Below are 20170 nucleotides of genomic sequence, written 5' to 3' on the forward strand. Positions count from 1 at the left end.
TCAATTTGCGATTCTGTACGGAGATCGATTTATCAGGCCGACCTGGTAAAAGCACGGCCTGCCTAACGGCAGGCCGCTACCAGCCCGCACACAAAAAATCTGACAGTCCCCGGCACGGCCGATATTACGATTCTCCAGCCCCGCGTCACGCTCCTTCATGGCGCCGAGGAACACCGGGTCGTTACGCAAGGCCTGCTCATAAACGTCAAACAAGCCCATTGCCTGGGCCTGCATGTTGGCGCTGATCCACAGCAGTGCTGCCAGCCAGATTTTCATGTACCGAAACATCCTATTCCTCGGTCAGTGCCATTCCTGCGCGATCCATCAAAGGCTTGAACAGGTAATTGAGAAGAGAGCGCTCGCCTGTGCGCACGAACATCTGCGCCGGCATGCCGGGTTTGATCACAAGGCCCTTGAGTGTGGCCAGCGCCTGGTCGGTGACAGTGCTGCGCACGATGTAGTACGGCTGACCACTGCGCTCGTCGAGCAACTGATCGGCGGAAATCAGGCTGACCGTGGCATTCACGCGCGGCGTACGGCTCTGATTGAACGCGGTGAAGAGCACATCCACTGGCAGCTGTTCGGCCACCTTGTCGACCATGTTCACCGGCAGGTGGCCTTCGATCTCGAGGCCCTCGCCCTGGGGCACGATTTCCAGCAGCGATTCACCGCCATGCACCACCGCGCCTTCGGTGTGCACCGAGAGGTTCACGGCAATGCCATCGGCCGGAGCGTTGATTTCACTGTGGGTCAGACTGAATTGTGCCGAGGCCAGTTGCTGGCTCAGCGTGATGCTTTTCAGCTCGGCATCGGCCAGTTGCCCGCGCACTTCCTTTTGATACTCCTCGACACCTTGCTGCAGGCTCAGCCGTGATTGCTCGATTTGCTGAGCGACCCGGCCTGTATCACCGGTGTTCTGTGCCAGATCACGTTGCACCTGAGACAGTTGCCGGTCGTAGTCCATCAAGCGGTTGCGGGCGATGTAGCCTCGTTCGGCCAGCGGCCGGAGGTTTTCCAGTTGCTGGCGCAAGGACTCGGCCTGGGCTTGAAGGTCATTGCGCGCCTGGCGCATGCCGGCGAGTTGGGCAATGCCACCTTCGATGCTTGCATGGATGCCTGCCTGGGATCGCTGAAACGCCTGATGACGGCTGCTGAACAACTGCCGCTGGCCTTCCAGCACGCCGAGCAGCTGTGGAGACGCTTGCTGTAACAGGGCCTCGGGAAAGCGTACCTGCACACTGCCGTCTCGTTCGGCCTGGAGCCTGGCGATGCTGGCCTGGGCCAGTTCGTACTGGGCACGCAACGATTGCACGTCGGCCTGCACCTGGGTGTGGTCAAGCTGGAACAGCGGTTGGCCCTGATGCACTAATTGGCCCTCGCGCACCATGATGCGACTGACCACGCCGCTGTCCACCGACTGCACCGCTTTGCGCTTGCCGGAGACCACCACTGTGCCAGGCACGGCGATGCCTTGGTCGAGCGGGGCAAGTGCAGCCCAGAGGAAAAAGCTGCCGGCACCGAGCAGGGCCAGCCACCAGCCTGCGCTGACGAAAAACTGTGCACTGCGTTCGGGTTTGATGATGTGTTCATTCATGGCGCTGGCCTCCTTGCTGCGCGCCAAGCTGGCGACTGGTACTTACCCCTTGCACCCCTTGCGACCGTTCAGGCGCAGGCTGGCTACCGGAGAGCGCTTTCAAAACATCACGCGCCGGGCCGAACAATTGCAGCCGTCCGTCGTTGAGCACCAGCAGACGGTCAGCCTGATTCAGTACGGCAGAGCCATGGGTAATCAGAATCACCGTGCAACCGCGAGCCTTGAGCTGCGCGATGGCAGCGGCCAATGCGCCTTCGCCGTTGCTGTCGAGGTTGGAGTTGGGTTCGTCGAGCACCACCAGCTTCGGCTCACCGTACAGCGCACGGGCCAGCGCCACGCGCTGCTTCTGACCACCGGACAGCCCGGAGCCGCCATCGCCTAACTGCGTGTCATAGCCTTGGGGCAGACGCAGGATCATTTCGTGCACGCCTGCCAGTCGGGCTGCGGTCACCACCTGGTGCGGATCGGCGCTGGTAAAGCGTGCGATGTTGTCGGCAATGCTGCCACTGAACAGTTCGATATCCTGGGGCAGATAACCGACATGGGCGCCCAGCGCGGTCCGGTCCCAGCGGTGCAACTCAGCACCGTCCAGACGAACCACCCCGGCCAGGGGTTGCCAGACCCCGATCAACACCCGGGCCAAGGTTGACTTGCCAGAGCCGGACGCCCCCAGCACACCGAGGGTTTCTCCGGCATTCACGGTGAAACTCAGTTGCTGCAGCGTCACGGTGGTCCGCCCCGGTGGTGCGGCACTGAGTTGCTCGACACTGATATGCCCGGTGGGAGCGGGCAGGGGCATGGGCGTCGGACGCTCGGGGTGGGCGATCAGCAGGGCGTCGAGGCGCTGCCATGCCAGGCGCGCGGAACTCCACTGTTTCCAGACCGCGATGAGTTGATCGATCGGGGCCAGCGCACGACCCATCAGGATGGAGCCGGCGATCATCATGCCGCCGCTCATCTGGCCTTCGATGACCAGCAGGGCACCCAGCCCCAGCACCAGTGATTGAAGGCACAAACGCAGGCATTTGCTGAACGAACCGATCAGCGCGCCGATGTCGCTCGCCCGGTTTTGCCGCTCCAGAAAACGGCTGTGCACGGCGAACCAGCGCTGGCGCAACGGTACCAGCATGCCCATGGCCTGGATCGCTTCGGCATTATTCAGGTGGCTGCCGGACAACTGGCTCGATGCAACAGAAAAGTGCCCGGCCTGGGCCAGTGGCTTGCGGGTCAGGGTTTCATTCAGCCAGGCGAGGGCGATCAAGATCACCGCACCCACAGTGGCAAACACGCCCAGCCAGGGGTTGAAGAGAAAGATTACCGCCAGGTAGATGGGGAACCACGGCGCATCGAAGAAGGCGAACAGCGCCGGGCCGGTGGCGAACTGCCGGACCAGGGTCAAATCGCCCAGGGCCTGTGCAGCATTGCCTTCGCCCAGGCTGAGGTTGCGTTCGAAAGCCGCCTGGTACACCTGCAGGTTCAGGCGTCTCTCCATATCGCTGCCGATACGGATCACCACAAAGCTGCGTATGGCTTCCATCAGCCCGATGAACATGAAAAAGGCGACGACCATCACGGTCAGCATCGCCAGCGTGGTTTCGTTTTGCGATGACAGCACCCGGTCGTAAACCTGCAACATGTAGACCGAGGGCACCAGCATTAACACGTTGATCAACGCGGTGAAGGCGCCGATGCTGAGCAGGATGCCTTTGTAGGCCTTGAGCGTGGCCCACATGGGCGCGCGCGGCAGGGGGCTTGGCCGGCCTTGGGTCATGGGGGTTCATCCTTGAAAAAGAGTCAGGAGCGTGGGGTGGTGCTTGCGGCGTCGCGTTGCAGAAAAAGGGTGCGGCCATCGGGCAGTCGGGCCATGTAGAACCCTTCTCGCTGGCGACCCATGTGCACCAGGAGTTCATCGTGGTTGTCGACCAGCGCGATGCCATCAGGCGTCGGGTACCAGGTGGCCGGTGTGCCGCCCAGCCAGTGGCCGGCGCAGGCCAGATCCCCGGCAAGCTGTCCGTCCTGTTCTTGCAGAATCAATGTGCAGGGTTTCTGCGCATCGTCCTTGGGGTAAAACTGCCAGGGACCGGCCAGTTCGGCGGGGCTCGCGAGACGTAGGCTGCTGGCCATGAGGGGGGCTCCGCTTAAGGTGAAAAGCGTCGTGAACAGACACGTCGCGGTCTTCCAGTTCATTGATCTGCTCCGGATCAGGCAGGGACGGCGTTTGCACGCCGCCCCCTCAGCCTTAAACCACGATGTCTGTCGTGGCGGCCTGGCCTACGGTATTAATCAGGAAATCGGCCGCACGGTCACCCGTGAAGTCAATCGACAAGGTGCTGCCGGTGCTGATCTGGGACAACACGGCCTGACCTGCCGTGCCGCTGAACGCACTGACGAACGTCAGCGGAATGTGGCTTGTCGCAAACTCCGGCATGGCCGACAGATCGATTTTGTCCTGACCGCTGAAAAAGTCCATGATCTGGTCCGGGGCCGACGGCCGTGAGTCGCTGCTGGCCGCGAATACAAACGTATCCGCCCCCGTACCGCCCCACAGTTTATCGGCACCGCCGCCACCGAAGATGATGTCATTGCCGGCACCGCCACGGAGTTCGTTGGCTGCGCCATTGCCAATGATCAGGTCATTGCCCGAGCCGCCAATGGCGTTCTCGATGACCACACCTTTGGCAATGGACACGTTGCCCACCAGGCCGCCGACATCCGAAAACGAAGCCTCGTTGAGGTTGATTTTCTGGTTGTTGGTGTAGCCGGAGAAGTCCAGGGTGTCCTTGCCACCGCCATCCCACACCGCGAACACCAACTTGGACGACGAAGACGTCGCCGAGTAGTAGTCACGATCTGCCGTGGAGTTGAACCCGTAGGTGGTGTCTGCGGCGCGTGTCGCGAGATTGGCACCGTACAGCTTTTGTACGGCGGTAATATCGTCGAGCAGGGGTGCCGATGCGTAGGCCCCTTTGGCGTTCTGGCCGGTGTTGGTTTCGCTCCAGTAGCTCATCACGCTGTAGCCGCGAGTGTCCTGGGCGTAGGTGGCATCGGCATAGGTCGGGTTGCCGTTGCCGGCGTTGTAATCGCCGGGGTGCGACAGGCCCAGGGTATGGCCGATTTCGTGGGTGAGGGTCTGGCGCCCGTAATTGTTGGTGCCAGGGTTGGCGTTGACCTGGTAGCTGCTGTTGATCATGTACCAGGACTGCCCTGCATACGATCCGCTATCCGGGAGATAGGCAAACGCCGCGCCGCCGTTGTCACCGCTGTAGTTGCCGAACGTCATGTGCCCGTCACCGCCGGAGTTGGCTTGGGTGAAGGTGACTTTCGCTACATCGGCCCACGACTGCATCGAAAGCTTGGCCTGGGATTGTTGCAGTGCCGAAAAGGCGCTGAACGTGCCCAAGGTGCGATCGAAATCGGCGGGTCGGCTGGTCAGGAAGGTGTAGGTCAACTCGATGGTGCCGCTCCTGTTTGAGTCTGCCCATGCGGCATGGTCGCGCAAGATGTAGTCGGCTGCCTGGTCCACCGTGTACGACGGTTTTCCATTGATCGGGCTACCGCCTCGGTCGTACTGGTGGCTGAACGTGTTGATCTGGTTGTATGCAGCGCTTGGGCCCTGTGGCGTGACGCTGAGGGCATTGAGTTTAAGTTTCGACATTCAGACATATCCTTGTCTGCGTGAAAAAAAACGACCGAATGACCTCAGGTGCGAGGTCATCCAATCACTCGCTTGGTGCATGAAGCGAGGAAAAACTGGCACAGGGTTGGGACGATGGTCCAGCGATTTCATCGAAAATGTATCAAGATTTCTCAAATCTGTAACAAATTCGACAAAAATTTGTACTCAGGTGACACGCTGGCGTTACACCTTTTAAGAATTGGGGTTGTCAGCAGCCCTGCGCGACAGGGTTGTCAGCGACGGGGAAATTGAGGGTGATTAACCGGTCTTTCCCAGACCGCTTTGATGGGGCAAACGAGTAATGGATGGCCATGCTTCTGTTGGTCTGAACTTTGCTACAGCCCTGTTACAGGCGGCCTCGATCACAGAAAATTGGCGCGAAGGCACTCCTGAAATTACCTTTAGTTTTGAATCGGCATGCCCTACGACGCGCATGCCCGGAGCCGGCCATGAGTACTCTCTCGGAAATTGCAGCAAACCTTTTGAAACGCGAAGACAGTCCCGAGAAAGCCGCTGCGCAGGCTGGCCCCCGTGGACCGATGGGTTGGGAACAACTGATGATGCTCTCGAAAGAGAAAGATATCGTGAAGTGGCAGGCCGCGTTGTCCCGGCTCATTGCAGACAATCCCGGTCAGCGTCGAGTGACCGTGATGCGCGTGATTCAGGGCGGTCTGGCCTGACATTACCCGGGGTGTGGTTGGTCCGCTTGTCGACGCAATGTCTCGCAAGCGGCTCGCGCTGCTTCTAGTGGGACCGGCTTTAGCCGGGAATGGGTCATCGGTAGGTCCAGACCGTCCGGAGTGTCCGTTAGCCGCTATTGATCGACATATTGGCGTTAGTCGGCAGGTACATTGCGCGCTAAAGTGACGGGCATGTTCCTGGCACCTTCGGATGACGCAGATGACCCGCCCCCGTTTTCTCCCTGACAATTTCACCCTCATGCTGATCACTGTGGTGATCATCGCCAGCTTCCTGCCGGCCACCGGGCAGGTGGCCGTCGGTTTTGGCTGGCTGACCAACATCGCCATCGCGCTGTTGTTCTTTCTTCACGGCGCCAAACTGTCCCGCGAATCAATCATCGCCGGCGCGGGGCACTGGCGCCTGCACTTGCTGGTGTTCGGGCTGACATTCGTCCTGTTCCCCTTGCTCGGCCTTGTACTCAAACCCGTGCTGTCGCCCCTGATCGGCAAAGACCTGTACATGGGCATTCTGTACCTGTGCGCGCTGCCTGCGACGGTGCAGTCGGCGATCGCCTTCACCTCTCTGGCGCGCGGCAATATCCCGGCGGCGATCTGCAGCGCGGCGGCCTCCAGCCTGTTCGGGATATTCCTGACCCCGCTGCTGGTCACGCTGTTGCTGAACGTCCACGGCGAAGGGGGCTCGACCCTCGATGCGATCGTCAAGATCAGCGTGCAGTTGCTGCTGCCGTTCATTGCCGGCCAGATCATGCGGCGCTGGATCGGCGCCTGGGTCGGACGCAACAAGAACTGGCTGAAATTCGTCGATCAGGGCTCGATCCTTCTGGTGGTCTACGGCGCGTTCAGCGAGGCGGTCAACGAAGGCATCTGGCAGAAGACGCCAATCTGGGACTTGGCCGGGCTGGTCTTGGTGTGCTGCCTGCTGCTGACACTGGTGCTTGTGGCTGCGACCTTGCTGTCCAAGCTGTTCGGCTTCAATCAGGAAGACCGCATCACCATCCTGTTCTGCGGCTCGAAGAAAAGCCTGGCGACCGGCGTGCCGATGGCGCAAGTACTGTTTGCGGGGAGCACGATTGGGCTGTTGATCTTGCCGCTGATGTTGTTTCACCAGATTCAACTGATGGTGTGTGCGGTGGTGGCGCAGCGGTATGCGAAGCGGGCGGAGCCAGTGGCGGAGTTGATGGCGCAGGTTGATCCTTGATTCTGGTGATCAACTAACCGGCGTGATGGAAAAGCCCCGATGATTCGGGGCTTTTTGCGTTTGGAGCGGGGCAATGGTCAGTTAGTGTGGAATGGTTGATTGCATCAGTCTAAAAGGACTGTCGCTGTCAGACTGATTTCCTGGTTTCGTATTGCCTCCTGGCAGCGTCAGCCACATCTTCATTCTCATCACTTAACAGGTTTACAAGGACTTTTAAAGGAATCTTTTTGTTCAGAGCTATTCCACTTCTCACCATAGGATCAGGATCTTGCGAAAGGAACGCGAACAACTCCAGCGACAGTTTTCGCTTACTTGCTATGAAATACCTGCTTTCAGGATGGGACTCGCATAACTCTTCCAGGATCACAAGTGGAATTGTTTTGTTGTGTATTACCCATTGCACGTAATCGGGATATCTCTTGATCACTTCACGCCATACAGCAAGAGGCGCTTCCTCCATGGCAGACCTGTCGTATTCAGCCTTGAGACGGCTAGCGCGTAGGGTTACAAATTCTTCAGCCGATGTAATCATGTTTGCCTTGCATATAAAATTTTTGGATGTCGATGGTTAAGCCGTTTAACCTTAGGTTAAAAGTATTAAAGGGGTCCGTCCCTTTTAGTCCTCATATGCGCAATAAGTTGCACACCTCTGCGCAACTTGTTGCGCACGTCGGCAAGCACGCCTCACCAGAGGGACCAATCTGGTTAAAGGGCCATCCCCACATATTTGAGCGCTAACGCTCGAAATGCGAACCATCGAATGTTATTTTGCTACCAATGAATTAATTTCCGTGGGCTATCGACAAAATCAATCTCCGCATAGCCTTCAACCGCGGCATCAAACTCTTTAAAGAAGAAGTCAAGGTTGCGTGAGAATACGATAAATGCGCCATTGCCGTGCTCTCCGGTTCCGTCTGGTACCGTCACATAGTGACAAGTGTCTTGCAGGGCGTCATATAGCTCCTTGCCCCGGATCCGGAGGTGAGTGCTCTGCAAAATACTTGAGAGTATAGTGGGGTTGGGACTTTCGGCATGTCTGTGCCTGATGAGGACCTGATGTTTTCTAAGATTCCTGTCGTACTTTTCATGGTCCTCAAGCAGTTTCTTAAAACCGTCATTCTTAGCTCTGAACATTAGGCAAGGCATGTGTCCTGAACGCTTATGAACAGGTGGCTTGATGGTCATCTTGTGGTGCTCAACCCAAAAGCATTTTGAGACGAGGGCGTCGATCGCTGCGTCACCGTAAGGCGTTCTGTTAAATCCAATCCCACCATCCAAACTGACGGCCATAATTAAGGCAAATTGATCTTGCTCATTTGCAGACAGCTCCGCTATGGGGTCATTAGCATGATGTTTGAATTCACTGAATTCTGACGTGTAGCATAGAATTCTATAGGTTTTCATGTTGCTTTCTGATATTCCTCTCAGACAAACCAGACACGGAATAACTGTTATTAACGCTAATCAAAATCCGGTGTATAACCATAATATCTACATGCGATCTATTGAGTGGCTGCTGGTTAAATAGTTTATCTGTCTGACTATGTTATACTTGGGCGGTTTGAAGTTGATGTTTTATATCTGTGTTGCTTTGTGTTTGGTTATTCGATCTCCGTAGACATCGGCGTAGGTTTGATGATTCGCTATCAAGGATAAAATCTTTCATGCACTATCGCCCATGATCAGCTACATCTGCATACTAAATTCCTCTGGGAGTCAAAGGGGGAGTTCCCTTTAACTCTCCAGATCAGTTCCGTTCCATCACTGCGACGTCTATATGCAAGTTTGGTTATTGAGATCTAATCCATTTACACATTTCTTTTTTTATTTCATCAAGTAAAGCCACTTTTCCTACTAGGACGAGTTCACGGTTCATTTCTTTGTCATGATACGACACCAACGTATCGATATCCTCATCAAGCACTATTCTTAGAATTTGACCATTGCTTTCATTTTTTGTAGAGAATATTGGGTTGCCGTCTTGACACGGCGTCCCATCCGAAAATTTCGTATTGCAGTACGGCACTTTAAATTTGCCAGCGTCCAGTCCGTGATCCTGCGCCTCCGAATAAAATAACTCATATAAATGCCGTTCCAGGCCAATGTAGGATTGCGCGTTATCTAGGTAGCTATTGAACATATGTTTACTCCACGAAAGCCTTACCGGTTATAACCTCAATGTCGACCCGCTCATGTTTGGTGTCCTTCACCATAAACGTACGGTTGATATAGGAATTTGCTCCACCACCTTTGGCCGCATTATCAATGTACTTAGTTGCCTTTTTGAAAGCGTCCTCACGAGCGGCGAGATCTCTCTTATTAAGTTTACCCTTAAGCTCACATAGCTTTTGCTTGGCCTCATTCACGGTCAGGGGCTTGTCCTGGTTCCAGGCGACCGACTCCTCGAGTTTCGCACCTTGAGCCTGGATCCGACCACGATGGGCAGCCAACCCCAACGGATCTGTCCAGCCTGAGGGATTCGGCGCGTATTGATAAACATTAATGCCACCCTCATAACCAATCGGATCCTTGCTAATAAACCGCCCGACCCTCGGATCATAGTACCGATGCCGGTTGTAGTGCAGGCCGGTTTCGTGGTCGTGGTATTGGCCCTGGAAACGGATGGGGTTGGTCAGGCCGACTTGCTGGGCGAACTCTGAGCGCTGTTCTTGCGCCTCGCCCCACGCTTTGTACTGAGCGCTCCACGCGGTGTTGCCGTTCTGGTCGGTCATTTCCTGGGGCGTGCCGAGGTGGTCGCATTGGTACCAGGCGAGGACGTCGATAGGCAGCGCTGTGGGTTTGTAGGTCCAGATCGGGTCTTCTTTGAAGTTGTAGCGCCCGGTGTAAGTTGGCTGGCTTACAAGGCGGATGGTTTCGTGGCGGATGGCTTGAGCCACCGGCACGAAGGTGGCGGGCTCGTGGATGTAATGGACCGTGCGGCCGAGTGCGCCGGCGTATGGCGGCGGGCTGCTTTCCCAGGCGAGGTTGTCGCCGTCCCAGCCGTACAGTGTGAAGCCGCAGCCGAGCTCGCGCTCTTTGCGGGCGTGTTCGTTTTCGTTCCAGCCTGTGCCGGCTTCTGGGCGCGGTCGGTAATGGGCTTTTGAAAGTTTGTAGAGGCGACGTCCCAATGGGTCGTAGCCGAAGTCGACAGTCAGACGCGGATCGCGGAAGTGTACGAGGCGATCGAAGAGGTCCCAGTGCAGTTCGCTGCGCAGGCCGTTGGTCCAGCGCTCGGTCTGGTTACCGCGTTCGTCGTATTCGTAGTGGTTGCCGGCGTAGTCGCGCAGCAGGTTGTCCACGAGTTTATGGCGAACAGGTTCGGGGTCGAGTGGACGGCGCGCGGGTGCGGCGCTGTCGTTGAGCAAGTTGCTCGCAGGGTCGAAGGCGAAGGTTTCCACGCCCAAGCGGCTGGTAGCGCTTAGCAGGCGACTGACCGGGTCGTAGCGGTACGAGAGGGGACCGCGACGGCTGTCATTGATGTCGGTGAGTTGGCCAGCTGCGTCGTATCGGTAAGCACGTTTGATCAGGACGGATTTATCGTCGCTGCGCCCTAACAATTGTTCCTGCAAGCGTCCCGCCGGGTCCCATGCCTGGGTTTGCAGCAGGTTATTGCCCTGATGGCGGGCAACTTCGCGATGCAGATCATCGCGTTCGTAACTGAGGAGTTCATGCTCGTCGAGCTTCAGACCGAGCAGATGACCGCTGCCGTAGGTCAGCCAGCTGACGCGATGGCCGTCCGGGCGAATGCTGGCAATGCGGTTGTTGAGCGCGTCGTACTCATGCTGCCACACGGCAACCAGTGGTTTATCCAGGTTCGAGTAATGCTGGTGCTCGCGCAGCAGGTTGCCCGCTGGATCGTGAAACCATTGCAGCTTGCTGGCGGGGTTGGTCGCCATGACCAAGTTTCCGTTGCCATCGTAGGCAAAGGTTTCGCTTTGCGACTTGTCGCCGAGGATTGCCCGGCGTTCGGTCAGGCGGCCCATCGGGTCGAAGGTCAGTGCGATGGTGCGTTGGCCGTTAACCGTTTCAGCCAGGCGCCCGGTTTCCGGGTCGTACTGGTAACGAGTGCTGCGCCCATCGAAGCCGCGCTCTTCAAGCAGTCTCCCGACCGGGTCGTAGTGAAAGTGGGCGCGGCGTTCGTTTTCGTTTTCCAGCGCGACGAGGCGGCCAAGCTTGTCCCAGCGATAGCGCAAGGTTTGTTCGGCGGCGTCGACGCGTTCGGCGATAAATCCCGCAGTGGTGTAGCGCCAGGTGGTGCAGCGTTCCAGGCCGTCCGAATGAGCCAGCAAACGACCTTCGCCGTCCCGGCTAAAGCGCTCTTCGGTCTTGTCAGGGTGCTTGATCAGGGCCAACTGACCTAATTTGTATTCGTACGTGGTGCTATGCCCTGCCGGGTCGGTAAAGCGGGTCATCTGGCCGCGTTCGTCGTATTCCCAAGCGCTGACCTTGCCCGAGCAGTCGGTGTATTTGACGAGTTGTCCGGCGTCGTTGTAGGCCAACGCCTTCTTGTTGCCGTTGGCGTCCTTGATCGCCGTAGGAAGGCCAAACGTGTTGTAGGCGTATTCGGTAACGTTCTCTAGCGGATCGGTCGCTTCAACCAGATTCCCGCGATGGTCATAGTCCCGTTTCCACAACCCGCCTTCGCCATCGCTGATCTTGATCAGATGGCTTTTTTCGTCGTAGGCGTAATTCATCACGCTGTGATCAGCGCGGGTGTGCTCGGTCAGGTTGCTGAGTTTGTCGTAGCGATAGCGGTCGGTACTGCCGTCGGTATGAACGTGGCGGATGATGTTCTTCGCGGCGTCACGGAAGAACCATTCGGAACGCCCGTCCGCGTGGCAAATGCGATAGGTGTAACCGAGGCTGTCGTAGTAATGCCGGGTTTCGTTACTGAGCGCATCGGTGACATAGGTCAGACGGATGTTTTCATCCCACGCCAACCGAGTATCGAAACTGCCGTCGTCGGCCCATTCGCGAATGGCTTTGGCATCGGGGCCAGATCCCTGCCATTGCAGGTTCAGACCGCGATTAGTGCGGTCGGTGTAGCGCGTGATCAGGTGGCTTTGATACTGGTAGCGCCAGGCCGAACCGTTCTCGTCCTGGGCCAGAACAAGGTCACCGAAATCGTCGTACTGATACGCGCACAGTTGGCGTTTAACGTCGCCATCACGTATTTCCCAGAGCCCCGTCAACCGCCCCTGATCGTCAATCAAAGTGCCAAGGCGCAAGTGGACTTTACGGGCGTCCTTCTCCCGATAAGTGACCAGCTCGGAGAGCACCAACCCCCCACCGTGACGATGCTCGTAATGCAGCATCACCCCGGCGCCATTCGGCAAAACCTTATTGATCAGAACGAAACGATCACCCCGCCGGACATAGGTTTCCCTGTGCTCCAGGCCCCGCATCAGCACCAACCGATCCTTGCTGAGGCGAATGACGGTCAGATTTTCAATGGCGTTGAAGTGAAACAGCTTGACCTTGGGAAGGGGGAACTCATGGCTGCGTCCGTCGAAGTCATGAAACACTAAACCGTCGCCGACGAGATCGAAGCGTGTAGTAAACGGCGTGATCCAGCGTGCGCCAATGACGTCCTGATCGTAAGCATCCAGACTCGAACAATAAGTCCGCGTCCACTCAATGGGAAAAGGCCCCGGCAGGCTGAAATCGGTATGGCTTACCGACTCCGAACCCATCGCAAAACTGATGCTCCTCGCCGTCGACCCACAGGCACATTCACAAGGGCACGGACACGTACAGTTCTTCCGCTTGTTAGGCCGGGCTTTCGCAGGCTTCTCGAATCCAACCGTCTCCAGCTTCCCTTCGCCGCCCTGGCGCCTGGCCTGATTAACAACCCCCGGCTTGATGTTGAAGGCTTGCCCATGCCCATTGCGCGAACGCCAACTGACGACTGCCCCAGCCAACGTCTGCAGCAACGCCCCAATCGAGTTCTGAACCCCTGGATCCGCTAGACCATTAATCTGGACCCGAAGCTCTGACCCCATGGCACGCAACGACTCAGCCTGCCTGCGGATCGGGTCTTTCAGCGCTTCAGGCACAAGATGTTCGACGGTGCCGTTGACGATTTTTTGGCCGGCGGCGATGTAAACATCGGCAACCGCGATGAAGATGTTGGAAATCGCGCCTTTGGGATCGTAGTCCCACTGCTTGCGCCCATCGCTGATCAGTTGCACCGCCTCAAGCAGATTGCCCTCGGCATCGAGATCGCCGTTGACCACGCTCTCCAGACCCTTGGCGATCTCGTTCAGCACGCCTTCGCCGATCTTCCCCGCGTCATCGAGAATTCCAGCGAGCTTCCCCTGCGCCTGGGTCACAAAATCATCAAGGGTCCCGACGATGTCCGCATTGAGGTGCCCGATCACCACCTCGATCAGCGAATCACCCAGCACCATCTTGCCCGCCTGACGCATCTCCTGGCGCACCAGAAACAGCGTCGGCCGCAGGCTCATCCGCGCTGCCGCCATGGTGGGCGGCGTTGGCAGCACACCAATCAGATTGATGCCCAAACTCACCCAATCCAGCGGGTCGCGCTTCTCGCTCGTCGCCAGCCGAACGATGTCATTCAGCGCATCAACCAGCGCCATGATGTTGCCCACCACGGGCAAAAATCCCGCAGCGTTCTTGATCCGCTCAAGCGAAACGACCCCGTCGCTGATGTCCTGCAGCCAGGCATCGACATTGGCCGCACCCGCCCCGACGTCCTCAAGCTGAATCAGATCAAGCGGAACGATCGCCACCTGAGGCTCGTTTTTTGCGTCACTGCCGGACGTAACTGCGGGGTTTGCCAACGATGCTCTCCGTGCTCAAGAAACCATCCGAAAAGGCCTGAATGCCAATCCGGGGGGCACGGAGATATCAAGGGCTGTGCCAGCTATGATTTAGTCGATAAAAATCAATGAGTTAAGGAGGAATGCGGAAGGTTTTAGCGAACGCCGAACCAGAGAACCCATAAAGCCTGCGCAAGAAGTTGCGCACGGCTGTGCAACGTCTTGCGCACTCGCCTGCAGTCCACAAACGACGTGGCTTCTAGAGCTGTAGGGCCTCTAAAGCACGCAATCAAGTGCGCAACTTCTTGCGCACTCCACCAGACCCGCACCCAACCGCTCTTCACCCGAAAGACGGCATCGCCAACAAAATGCGACAGCGAAAAACGACCAAAAAAAAGCCCCGAACATTCGGGGCTTTGAGCATTCAGAGCGGCTTAAGCCTTAGCCAGTTGCTCCTCATACTCCTTGTGATACTCACGGGCCAGCGATTGCTTCTGCTTGTCGTCCAGCAGTTTGCCCGCCGACTGGAAGAACTTCTGCTCTTCTTCCTTCAGGTGGTGATGGACCTTCTCCGACAGCTTCTTGGCCGTGGCCATCCAGGACGGGCTGGACATCTCGGTTTCGTCGAGCTCTTCCATCATCTCGTCCATTTCATGGTGCTCGGAAATGGCATGGCGGCTGAGGTCGACGCCGTTGTCGAACTGCATCAACGGGATATAGAAGAAGCGCTCTTCGGCGGTTTCGTGGGCCTGCAGTTCAGCTTTCAGCTGTTTGTAGACCTCGACACGCTCCTCGCTGTCGCCATGGGTTTGGATCAAGGCATCGGCATAGCCGCGTTGCCGGTCATGACTTTCTCTCAGGGCTTCAAAAATGTTCACGGGTGCTCCTTGGTTCGGCGACGGACTGATGTGCTTATCCCTAGACCGCAGCGGGTATTCAGCCGTTCCGTTGCGCTTCGGGCATATGCATAGATCTATAAGTTTCTTTCATAACCCACGTCCTTTTTTATAATGAAAGTGAAGCTGTTTCGATGTGCTCATTCGTTTTTGCGCTGAGCGCCCCTCCTGTGCCCGTTCAAGGATCCTCATGTCCCTGCGAAAGATCATCGTGGCCGCCGCATTAATGCTGGCGACCCTCACCGCTCAGGCCGAGCAGGTCATCAACATCGGCTATCAGCGCTCGTCCACGCTGTGGATTCTGCTCAAGAACGACGGCCAGTTGGAGGAACGGCTCAAGCCGCTGGGCTTCACCGTCAACTGGCATGAGTTCAGCAGCGGGCTCTTGAGTGCAATGAACGCCGGCAGTGTGGACCTGCATGCCGACGTCGCCGATGCGTTTGCCTTGTTCACGCAAGCGGCGAATGCGCCGCTGACCTACTACGCCCGTGAGAATCCTTCCCCGACAGCGCAGGCCATCATCGTCCCGGACAGCTCACCGATTCGCAGCGTTGCCGACCTCAAGGGCAAAACCGTCGCGGTGTCGAAGGGCTCGGGCAGTCATTTTCTGTTGATTTCGGCCCTGAAGAGCGCCGGGCTGACCCTCAAGGACATCAAGCCGATCTACCTGGAGGCGCCCGATGGTGTCGCCGCGTTTGCCAGCGGTAACGTCGACGCCTGGGCGATCTGGGACCCTTTCCTGGCGACCCAGCAACGCGAGCATCATGTTCGCGTGCTGACCGACGGCTCCGGCGGCATTGCCAACTACAACCGTTTTTACGTGGCCAACACGAGTTTCGCCAAGGCCCATCCCGAGGTGCTGCAAGTGGTGTTCGACACCCTCCATCAGGCCGGGCAGTGGGTGAAAGGTCATCCCAAGGAAGCCGCGGCGAATCTGGCGCCGCTGTGGGGCAACATCCCGCCTGAGACCGTCGAGCTGGCCAACAGCCGACGCAGCTACGACATCGTGCCGGTCAAGGTGGATGAGCTGGCCGAACAGCAGCGCATCGCCGACTTCTATTTTGAAGCCGGGATGATCCCCAAAGCGCTGAAGGTGTCCGACATCGCTGTCTGGACCCCGCACGCCCAATAAGTCAGGAGCGCGATCATGAGTCGTCACATTCACCTGTCGGCGTTCCTGCTGACCGGGCCGGTTATTCACAGTCATGCGGTCTGGCGCCATCCCGAAACGGTCGGTCATTACCTGGATCCCGAGTATTACGCCCGCACGGCGCGGGTGGTGGAGGAGGGCCTGTTCGATTTTCTGTTCTTCGCCGACCGGCTGGCGGTGGGTGACCAGATGGGCGGCTCGCGGGACGTGGCCCTGCGGTATGGCGCGCAGGATGCGACGCGTCTGGACCCGCTGCCGATTCTGTCCTACCTGGTCGGGCAAACGAGCAAGCTCGGCCTGGGCGCTACCCGCTCGACGACCTATTACGAGCCGGCGCACATCGCTCGGGAGTTCGCCACGCTGGATCATCTGTCCAAAGGCCGCGCTGCCTGGAACATCGTCACGTCGATGAACGACAGCGAAGGGCGCCTGTTCGGCAAGGACAAGCACCTTGAGCACGACCTGCGCTACGACCGCGCTGACGAGTTCGTCGAAGTGACGATGAAGTTGTGGCGCAGCTGGGGGCCGGATGCGCTGAAGCTGGACCGGGAAAGCGGCGTGCTGGCCGATCCGTCGAAAATCACCTCGGTGCAGCACCACGGCGAGTGGTTCAAGGTTGAAGGGCCGCTGAACATTCCACGGACCCCGCAAGGCCGGCCGGTGTTGATTCAGGCCGGCTCCTCGGGGCGTGGACGGCGTTTCGGCGCGCGCTGGGCCGAGGCGATTTTCACCATTCACCCGCACCTCAAGGCCATGCACGCGTTTCGCCAGGACGTGCGCGAGCAGGTCGTCGAGCAAGGCCGCCACGCCGACAGCTGCAAGGTGCTGACGGCGGTGATGCCGTTTATTGGTGGCAGCGAAGCCGAGGCGCGGGCCAAGCGCGACAAGCACAACGCATTGGCGCGCCCGGAACTGGGTTTGGTCACCCTGGCATCGCAGCTGAACGTCGATCTCTCTCCGTTTCCACTGTCGGCGACGCTGGCAGAGATCGCACGCTCGCCGTCTATACCGCCTGCTGCGGCGGAGAAGCTGCTGATGCAGGGGCCGGACACGACGCTGGAGGAACTGGGTCGGATTTTCGCCAGCAGCGTACGGGTGCCGCAACTGGTCGGCACGGGGGCACAGATTGCCGATCAACTGACGGAGATGTTCACCCTGGGCGGCTGCGACGGGTTCGTCATTTCCCCGGCATATCTGCCGGGCTCGTTCAGCGAGTTTGTCGAAAGCGTCATTCCACACCTGCAACGCAAAGGGCTGTTTCGCACAGCGTATGAAGGCTCGACCCTGCGTGAGCATCTGGGGTTGGAGGCGCTGGACTCCTGAACCCTGCGCCTGAGAAATTCATACTCCGTACAGCCACCTGACAGCTTTGCGCGATCATTGACGGGCTGACATTCGCGACATGCTGCGTATGATGAGCCCGACGTTTTTCGCAAAAGGCTCACGCTCATGATGAAGTTTTTCGCCGCGCTGCTGTGTGTGTTTACCGGCATGGCCCACGCAGAACCCGCGCTGCTCACGGATCTCGCGCTGCCGTACCTGGCGGCGGCGCCCGCTGAATCCAAAGACAAACCGCTGATCATTTTCCTGCACGGCTATGGCAGCGACGAGCGCGACCTGCTCGACATCAAAAACGATCTTTCCCCGGTTTACACCTACCTCTCCGTGCGTGCGCCGCAGGAAGTCGACGGCGGCGGCTACAAGTGGTTCACCCAGGACACCGATCAGGCTGAATATGAAGGCGTGACCAGCGACGTCGACAAAAGCACCGACCTGCTGCGGACCTTCATCCAGCAGGCCACCCAGAAATACCAGACTCAGCCCGACAAAGTGATCCTGGTCGGCTTCAGCCAGGGCGCGATGATGAGCTACCAGATCGGCCTGCAATACCCGGAACTGGTACACGGCATCGCACCGCTGAGCGGCAAGATTCTCGCGTCCCTCCATTCACGCCTGAAGCCCGATGAGCGCCTGAAATCGCTGAAAGTGTTCATCGGCCACGGCTCGGCCGACACCCGCGTGCCTTACTCGGGCGCAACCGATGCCAAGGCGGTGCTGGAGAACCTGCTGATCGTTCCGGAGTTTCATGCCTACGCCGGGGCGGGGCATACGATTACAACGGCTGAAGTGGCGGACTTGAAGCACTGGCTGGAAGGTCAGCTGCAAAACTAAGTCGACGTTGAAGAGGCCAGCGCTGTTGCAAGCCCTGACGTCTACGAATCACTGCATACGCCCGTGAGAGCAAGGAGGTGCTTATGAAAACAAGGAAACGCAGAGAAAAACTTCAGGCTATTGCTGAATTCCGTGCCGAAGCGCGCAAGTGAGCGGCTGAAATAATCCCCTTGCAAATGCACTTTCTGCGCGGAGCGCTCGAAGTTGATAGAGACCTTGAGCCAGTCGGCCCCATGGCTGGGATCAGATGCTGACGCTTCAATAGAAAACCGCCGACGTCGGCGGTTTTCGAGACTCATCCCCTGAAAGGGTCGGTTGCCCCATTGATGTTGATGGCGGTGAAGGTTTACGCGCAGTTGCTGAGATGCAAAGTCATCCAGATCGAACGCCCCGAGCCAGGCGTGGTGAACTACTATCAGGCACTGGGGTTCGAGTTCGACACGGCTGGATGCCTTGTTATTTCAGCCGATCGTTTCCAGGATGTCCCCCAAGACCACAGCAGGGAGATGCTCATGAACATCAAAAAACGCAAGGCCAAGATTCGGGAAATGACGGAATTCAGTGCCGAAGCGCACAAGCGTGCTGCGGAGTATGCTCAAGATCAGCTGCATTTTCTGCGCGTAGCAATCGAAATTGGAAAAGACCTTGAACCCGCCGGCCCGATGGCTGGGTTCAGGGGCTGACTCCTCAAAAGAAAACCGCCGATATCGGCGGTTTTTTCTTGAGCGGCAATCAGCGCCTCACCCCGATGGCCTCAGCATTCGTGAGGTGCTGTGTTCCATTCTTCATGGCCGTGAGTTCTTCAAAAACCCTAATAACGCCAACACCGGAAATACACTCCCCACGATCACAATCCACACCCAGCCACCATGGTCATACAGCGCACTGGCGACCACCGAACCAATCGCGCCGCCGATGAAGATGCTGGTCATGTACAGCGCGTTGAGCCGGCTGCGGCTTTTGGCGTCGAGGGCGTATACCGCGCGCTGGCCGAGGACCATGTTCATCTGCACGCAGAAATCGAGGATGACCCCGGTGACTGCCATGCCGATCACGGCGTATGCCGGTTCGATCAGGCTGGGCAGAAAGCTCAGTGCGGCGAACAGCATGGCGCACAGGCTGGCGACGCGGGTGTGGCCGGCATCGGCCAGGCGGCCGGCGATAGGCGCGGCGATGGCGCCGATGGCCCCGACCAGGGCGAAGAGGGCGATCTGGCTTTGCGACAAGCCGTGATTGCGCGCCAGTTCCAGCGGCACGGCGGTCCAGAACAGGCTGAAGGTGGCGAACATGCAGGCCTGATAGAAGGCGCGCTGGCGCAAAACCGGCTGTTTGCGCAGCAGTGTCCATAACGATTTAAGCAACTGGCCATAGGTGGCGCTGTGGGCAGGCTGATGTTTCGGAATGGTGGTCGCCAGCACCACGCTGATCAGCAGCATCACCACGGCGGCCGTGCCGAACACCGCGCGCCAGCCGAAATGGTCGGCGATCAGGCTGGCAGCGGGCCTTGCCAGCAGAATCCCCAGCAGCAGGCCGCCCATGATGCTGCCGACCACGCGCCCGCGTGTTTCTTCCGGGGCGAGGTTGGCGGCCAGCGGCACCAGAATCTGCACCGCCACCGAGCTGAAACCCACCAGCAACGAAGCGATCAGGAACAGGTTGGGCGTCTGCGCGAAGGCCGCGCTGAGCAGACTGAGCATGGCGACGCCGGAGGTGACGATCATCAGGCGACGGTTTTCCAGCAAGTCGCCCAGCGGCACGAGGAAGAACAGGCCGAGGGCGTAGCCGATCTGGGTCAGCGACACGATGAAGCTGGCGAGTGTGCCGGACAGGCCGATGTCCGGTGCGATCAAGCCAATGATGGGCTGGGCGTAATACAGGTTGGCAACGATCGCGCCGCAGCAGAACGCGAACAGCATCGCCAGGCCCTTGGTCATGGTGGCGCCGTGGGTCGCGGGTGAAATGGACGTCATGGGAATACCTGGAGAGGTTGCAGGCTCG

General features: G+C 58.3%; 16 protein-coding genes and 1 pseudogene. 6 read left to right on the plus strand and 11 right to left on the minus strand.

Annotated elements, in window-relative coordinates; translation table 11 throughout:
• Nucleotides 1-108 precede the first annotated feature (108 nt).
• From ACYASU_RS13550 to ACYASU_RS13570, 5 genes and pseudogenes are all read right to left on the minus strand, one after another.
• Nucleotides 109-276 (minus strand): annotated as a pseudogene (locus ACYASU_RS13550) (peptidase); the annotation flags it as partial.
• Between the two features lie 13 nt (nt 277-289).
• Nucleotides 290-1594, minus strand: coding sequence for an HlyD family type I secretion periplasmic adaptor subunit (locus ACYASU_RS13555; RefSeq protein ID WP_192174780.1), 1305 nt, complete (start codon nt 1592-1594; stop codon nt 290-292).
• Complete coding sequence (locus ACYASU_RS13560) at nt 1587-3365, minus strand: type I secretion system permease/ATPase (protein WP_463583078.1); 1779 nt, start codon at nt 3363-3365, stop codon at nt 1587-1589. The genes ACYASU_RS13555 and ACYASU_RS13560 overlap by 8 nt, the downstream gene beginning before the upstream one ends.
• Nucleotides 3366-3388: 23 nt before the next feature.
• On the minus strand, nt 3389-3718 hold the full coding sequence (locus ACYASU_RS13565) for an AprI/Inh family metalloprotease inhibitor (protein WP_192174778.1): 330 nt from the start codon (nt 3716-3718) through the stop codon (nt 3389-3391).
• A 115-nt stretch (nt 3719-3833) separates the two neighbouring features.
• Entirely contained in the window at nt 3834-5249 is a 1416-nt protein-coding gene (locus tag ACYASU_RS13570; RefSeq protein ID WP_463583079.1) for a serralysin family metalloprotease, read from the minus strand.
• A gap of 470 nt (nt 5250-5719) precedes the next feature.
• Here ACYASU_RS13570 and ACYASU_RS13575 point away from each other — a divergent pair, with 470 nt between their 5' ends.
• Complete coding sequence (locus ACYASU_RS13575) at nt 5720-5950, plus strand: hypothetical protein (protein ID WP_192174776.1); 231 nt, start codon at nt 5720-5722, stop codon at nt 5948-5950.
• Nucleotides 5951-6170: 220 nt separating this feature from the next.
• A complete protein-coding gene (locus ACYASU_RS13580) occupies nt 6171-7169 on the plus strand; it encodes a bile acid:sodium symporter family protein (protein WP_463583080.1) in 999 nt (332 codons plus the stop codon).
• A 127-nt stretch (nt 7170-7296) separates the two neighbouring features.
• Here the strand turns inward: ACYASU_RS13580 and ACYASU_RS13585 are convergent, their stop codons facing one another.
• From ACYASU_RS13585 to ACYASU_RS13605, 5 genes are all read right to left on the minus strand, one after another.
• Nucleotides 7297-7701: a hypothetical protein gene (locus ACYASU_RS13585; protein WP_463583081.1), complete on the minus strand. Its 405-nt coding sequence runs from the start codon at nt 7699-7701 to the stop codon at nt 7297-7299.
• A gap of 239 nt (nt 7702-7940) precedes the next feature.
• Nucleotides 7941-8573 carry a hypothetical protein gene (locus tag ACYASU_RS13590; protein ID WP_463583082.1) on the minus strand — a complete coding sequence of 211 codons (633 nt, stop codon included), beginning with the start codon at nt 8571-8573 and terminating at the stop codon, nt 7941-7943.
• A 385-nt stretch (nt 8574-8958) separates the two neighbouring features.
• On the minus strand, nt 8959-9309 hold the full coding sequence (locus tag ACYASU_RS13595; RefSeq protein WP_463583083.1) for a hypothetical protein: 351 nt from the start codon (nt 9307-9309) through the stop codon (nt 8959-8961).
• Nucleotides 9310-9313: 4 nt separating this feature from the next.
• Nucleotides 9314-13975: an RHS repeat-associated core domain-containing protein gene (locus ACYASU_RS13600; protein WP_463583084.1), complete on the minus strand. Its 4662-nt coding sequence runs from the start codon at nt 13973-13975 to the stop codon at nt 9314-9316.
• 413 nt (nt 13976-14388) lie between these two features.
• Nucleotides 14389-14832: a hemerythrin domain-containing protein gene (locus ACYASU_RS13605; protein WP_192174772.1), complete on the minus strand. Its 444-nt coding sequence runs from the start codon at nt 14830-14832 to the stop codon at nt 14389-14391.
• Between the two features lie 208 nt (nt 14833-15040).
• Here ACYASU_RS13605 and ACYASU_RS13610 point away from each other — a divergent pair, with 208 nt between their 5' ends.
• From ACYASU_RS13610 to ACYASU_RS13625, 4 genes are all read left to right on the plus strand, one after another.
• The gene (locus ACYASU_RS13610; protein ID WP_463583085.1) at nt 15041-15982 is read left to right on the plus strand and encodes an aliphatic sulfonate ABC transporter substrate-binding protein; all 942 of its coding nucleotides are present in this window, start codon (nt 15041-15043) and stop codon (nt 15980-15982) included.
• Between the two features lie 15 nt (nt 15983-15997).
• On the plus strand, nt 15998-17323 hold the full coding sequence (locus tag ACYASU_RS13615; RefSeq protein WP_463583086.1) for an LLM class flavin-dependent oxidoreductase: 1326 nt from the start codon (nt 15998-16000) through the stop codon (nt 17321-17323).
• A gap of 126 nt (nt 17324-17449) precedes the next feature.
• Entirely contained in the window at nt 17450-18172 is a 723-nt protein-coding gene (locus ACYASU_RS13620) for an alpha/beta hydrolase (protein ID WP_463583087.1), read from the plus strand.
• Nucleotides 18173-18498: 326 nt separating this feature from the next.
• The gene (locus ACYASU_RS13625; protein ID WP_463583088.1) at nt 18499-18855 is read left to right on the plus strand and encodes a hypothetical protein; all 357 of its coding nucleotides are present in this window, start codon (nt 18499-18501) and stop codon (nt 18853-18855) included.
• 102 nt (nt 18856-18957) lie between these two features.
• On the opposite strand, the gene ACYASU_RS13630 is transcribed toward ACYASU_RS13625, so the two are convergent.
• Entirely contained in the window at nt 18958-20142 is a 1185-nt protein-coding gene (locus ACYASU_RS13630) for an MFS transporter (protein ID WP_463583089.1), read from the minus strand.
• Nucleotides 20143-20170: the final 28 nt, after the last annotated feature.

It is taken from the genome of Pseudomonas sp. HP_12, assembly GCF_055283955.1.

What these genes read in the sequence shown, in the direction of transcription:
- ACYASU_RS13585 (WP_463583081.1), bottom strand. Translation starts at nt 7,701, where the DNA reads ATGATTACATCGGCTGAAGAATTTGTAACCCTACGCGCTAGCCGTCTC.
- ACYASU_RS13555 (WP_192174780.1), bottom strand. Translation starts at nt 1,594, where the DNA reads ATGAATGAACACATCATCAAACCCGAACGCAGTGCACAGTTTTTCGTC.
- ACYASU_RS13575 (WP_192174776.1), top strand. Translation starts at nt 5,720, where the DNA reads ATGAGTACTCTCTCGGAAATTGCAGCAAACCTTTTGAAACGCGAAGAC.
- ACYASU_RS13565 (WP_192174778.1), bottom strand. Translation starts at nt 3,718, where the DNA reads ATGGCCAGCAGCCTACGTCTCGCGAGCCCCGCCGAACTGGCCGGTCCC.
- ACYASU_RS13620 (WP_463583087.1), top strand. Translation starts at nt 17,450, where the DNA reads ATGATGAAGTTTTTCGCCGCGCTGCTGTGTGTGTTTACCGGCATGGCC.
- ACYASU_RS13625 (WP_463583088.1), top strand. Translation starts at nt 18,499, where the DNA reads ATGTTGATGGCGGTGAAGGTTTACGCGCAGTTGCTGAGATGCAAAGTC.
- ACYASU_RS13595 (WP_463583083.1), bottom strand. Translation starts at nt 9,309, where the DNA reads ATGTTCAATAGCTACCTAGATAACGCGCAATCCTACATTGGCCTGGAA.
- ACYASU_RS13580 (WP_463583080.1), top strand. Translation starts at nt 6,171, where the DNA reads ATGACCCGCCCCCGTTTTCTCCCTGACAATTTCACCCTCATGCTGATC.
- ACYASU_RS13630 (WP_463583089.1), bottom strand. Translation starts at nt 20,142, where the DNA reads ATGACGTCCATTTCACCCGCGACCCACGGCGCCACCATGACCAAGGGC.
- ACYASU_RS13610 (WP_463583085.1), top strand. Translation starts at nt 15,041, where the DNA reads ATGTCCCTGCGAAAGATCATCGTGGCCGCCGCATTAATGCTGGCGACC.
- ACYASU_RS13615 (WP_463583086.1), top strand. Translation starts at nt 15,998, where the DNA reads ATGAGTCGTCACATTCACCTGTCGGCGTTCCTGCTGACCGGGCCGGTT.
- ACYASU_RS13570 (WP_463583079.1), bottom strand. Translation starts at nt 5,249, where the DNA reads ATGTCGAAACTTAAACTCAATGCCCTCAGCGTCACGCCACAGGGCCCA.
- ACYASU_RS13560 (WP_463583078.1), bottom strand. Translation starts at nt 3,365, where the DNA reads ATGACCCAAGGCCGGCCAAGCCCCCTGCCGCGCGCGCCCATGTGGGCC.
- ACYASU_RS13590 (WP_463583082.1), bottom strand. Translation starts at nt 8,573, where the DNA reads ATGAAAACCTATAGAATTCTATGCTACACGTCAGAATTCAGTGAATTC.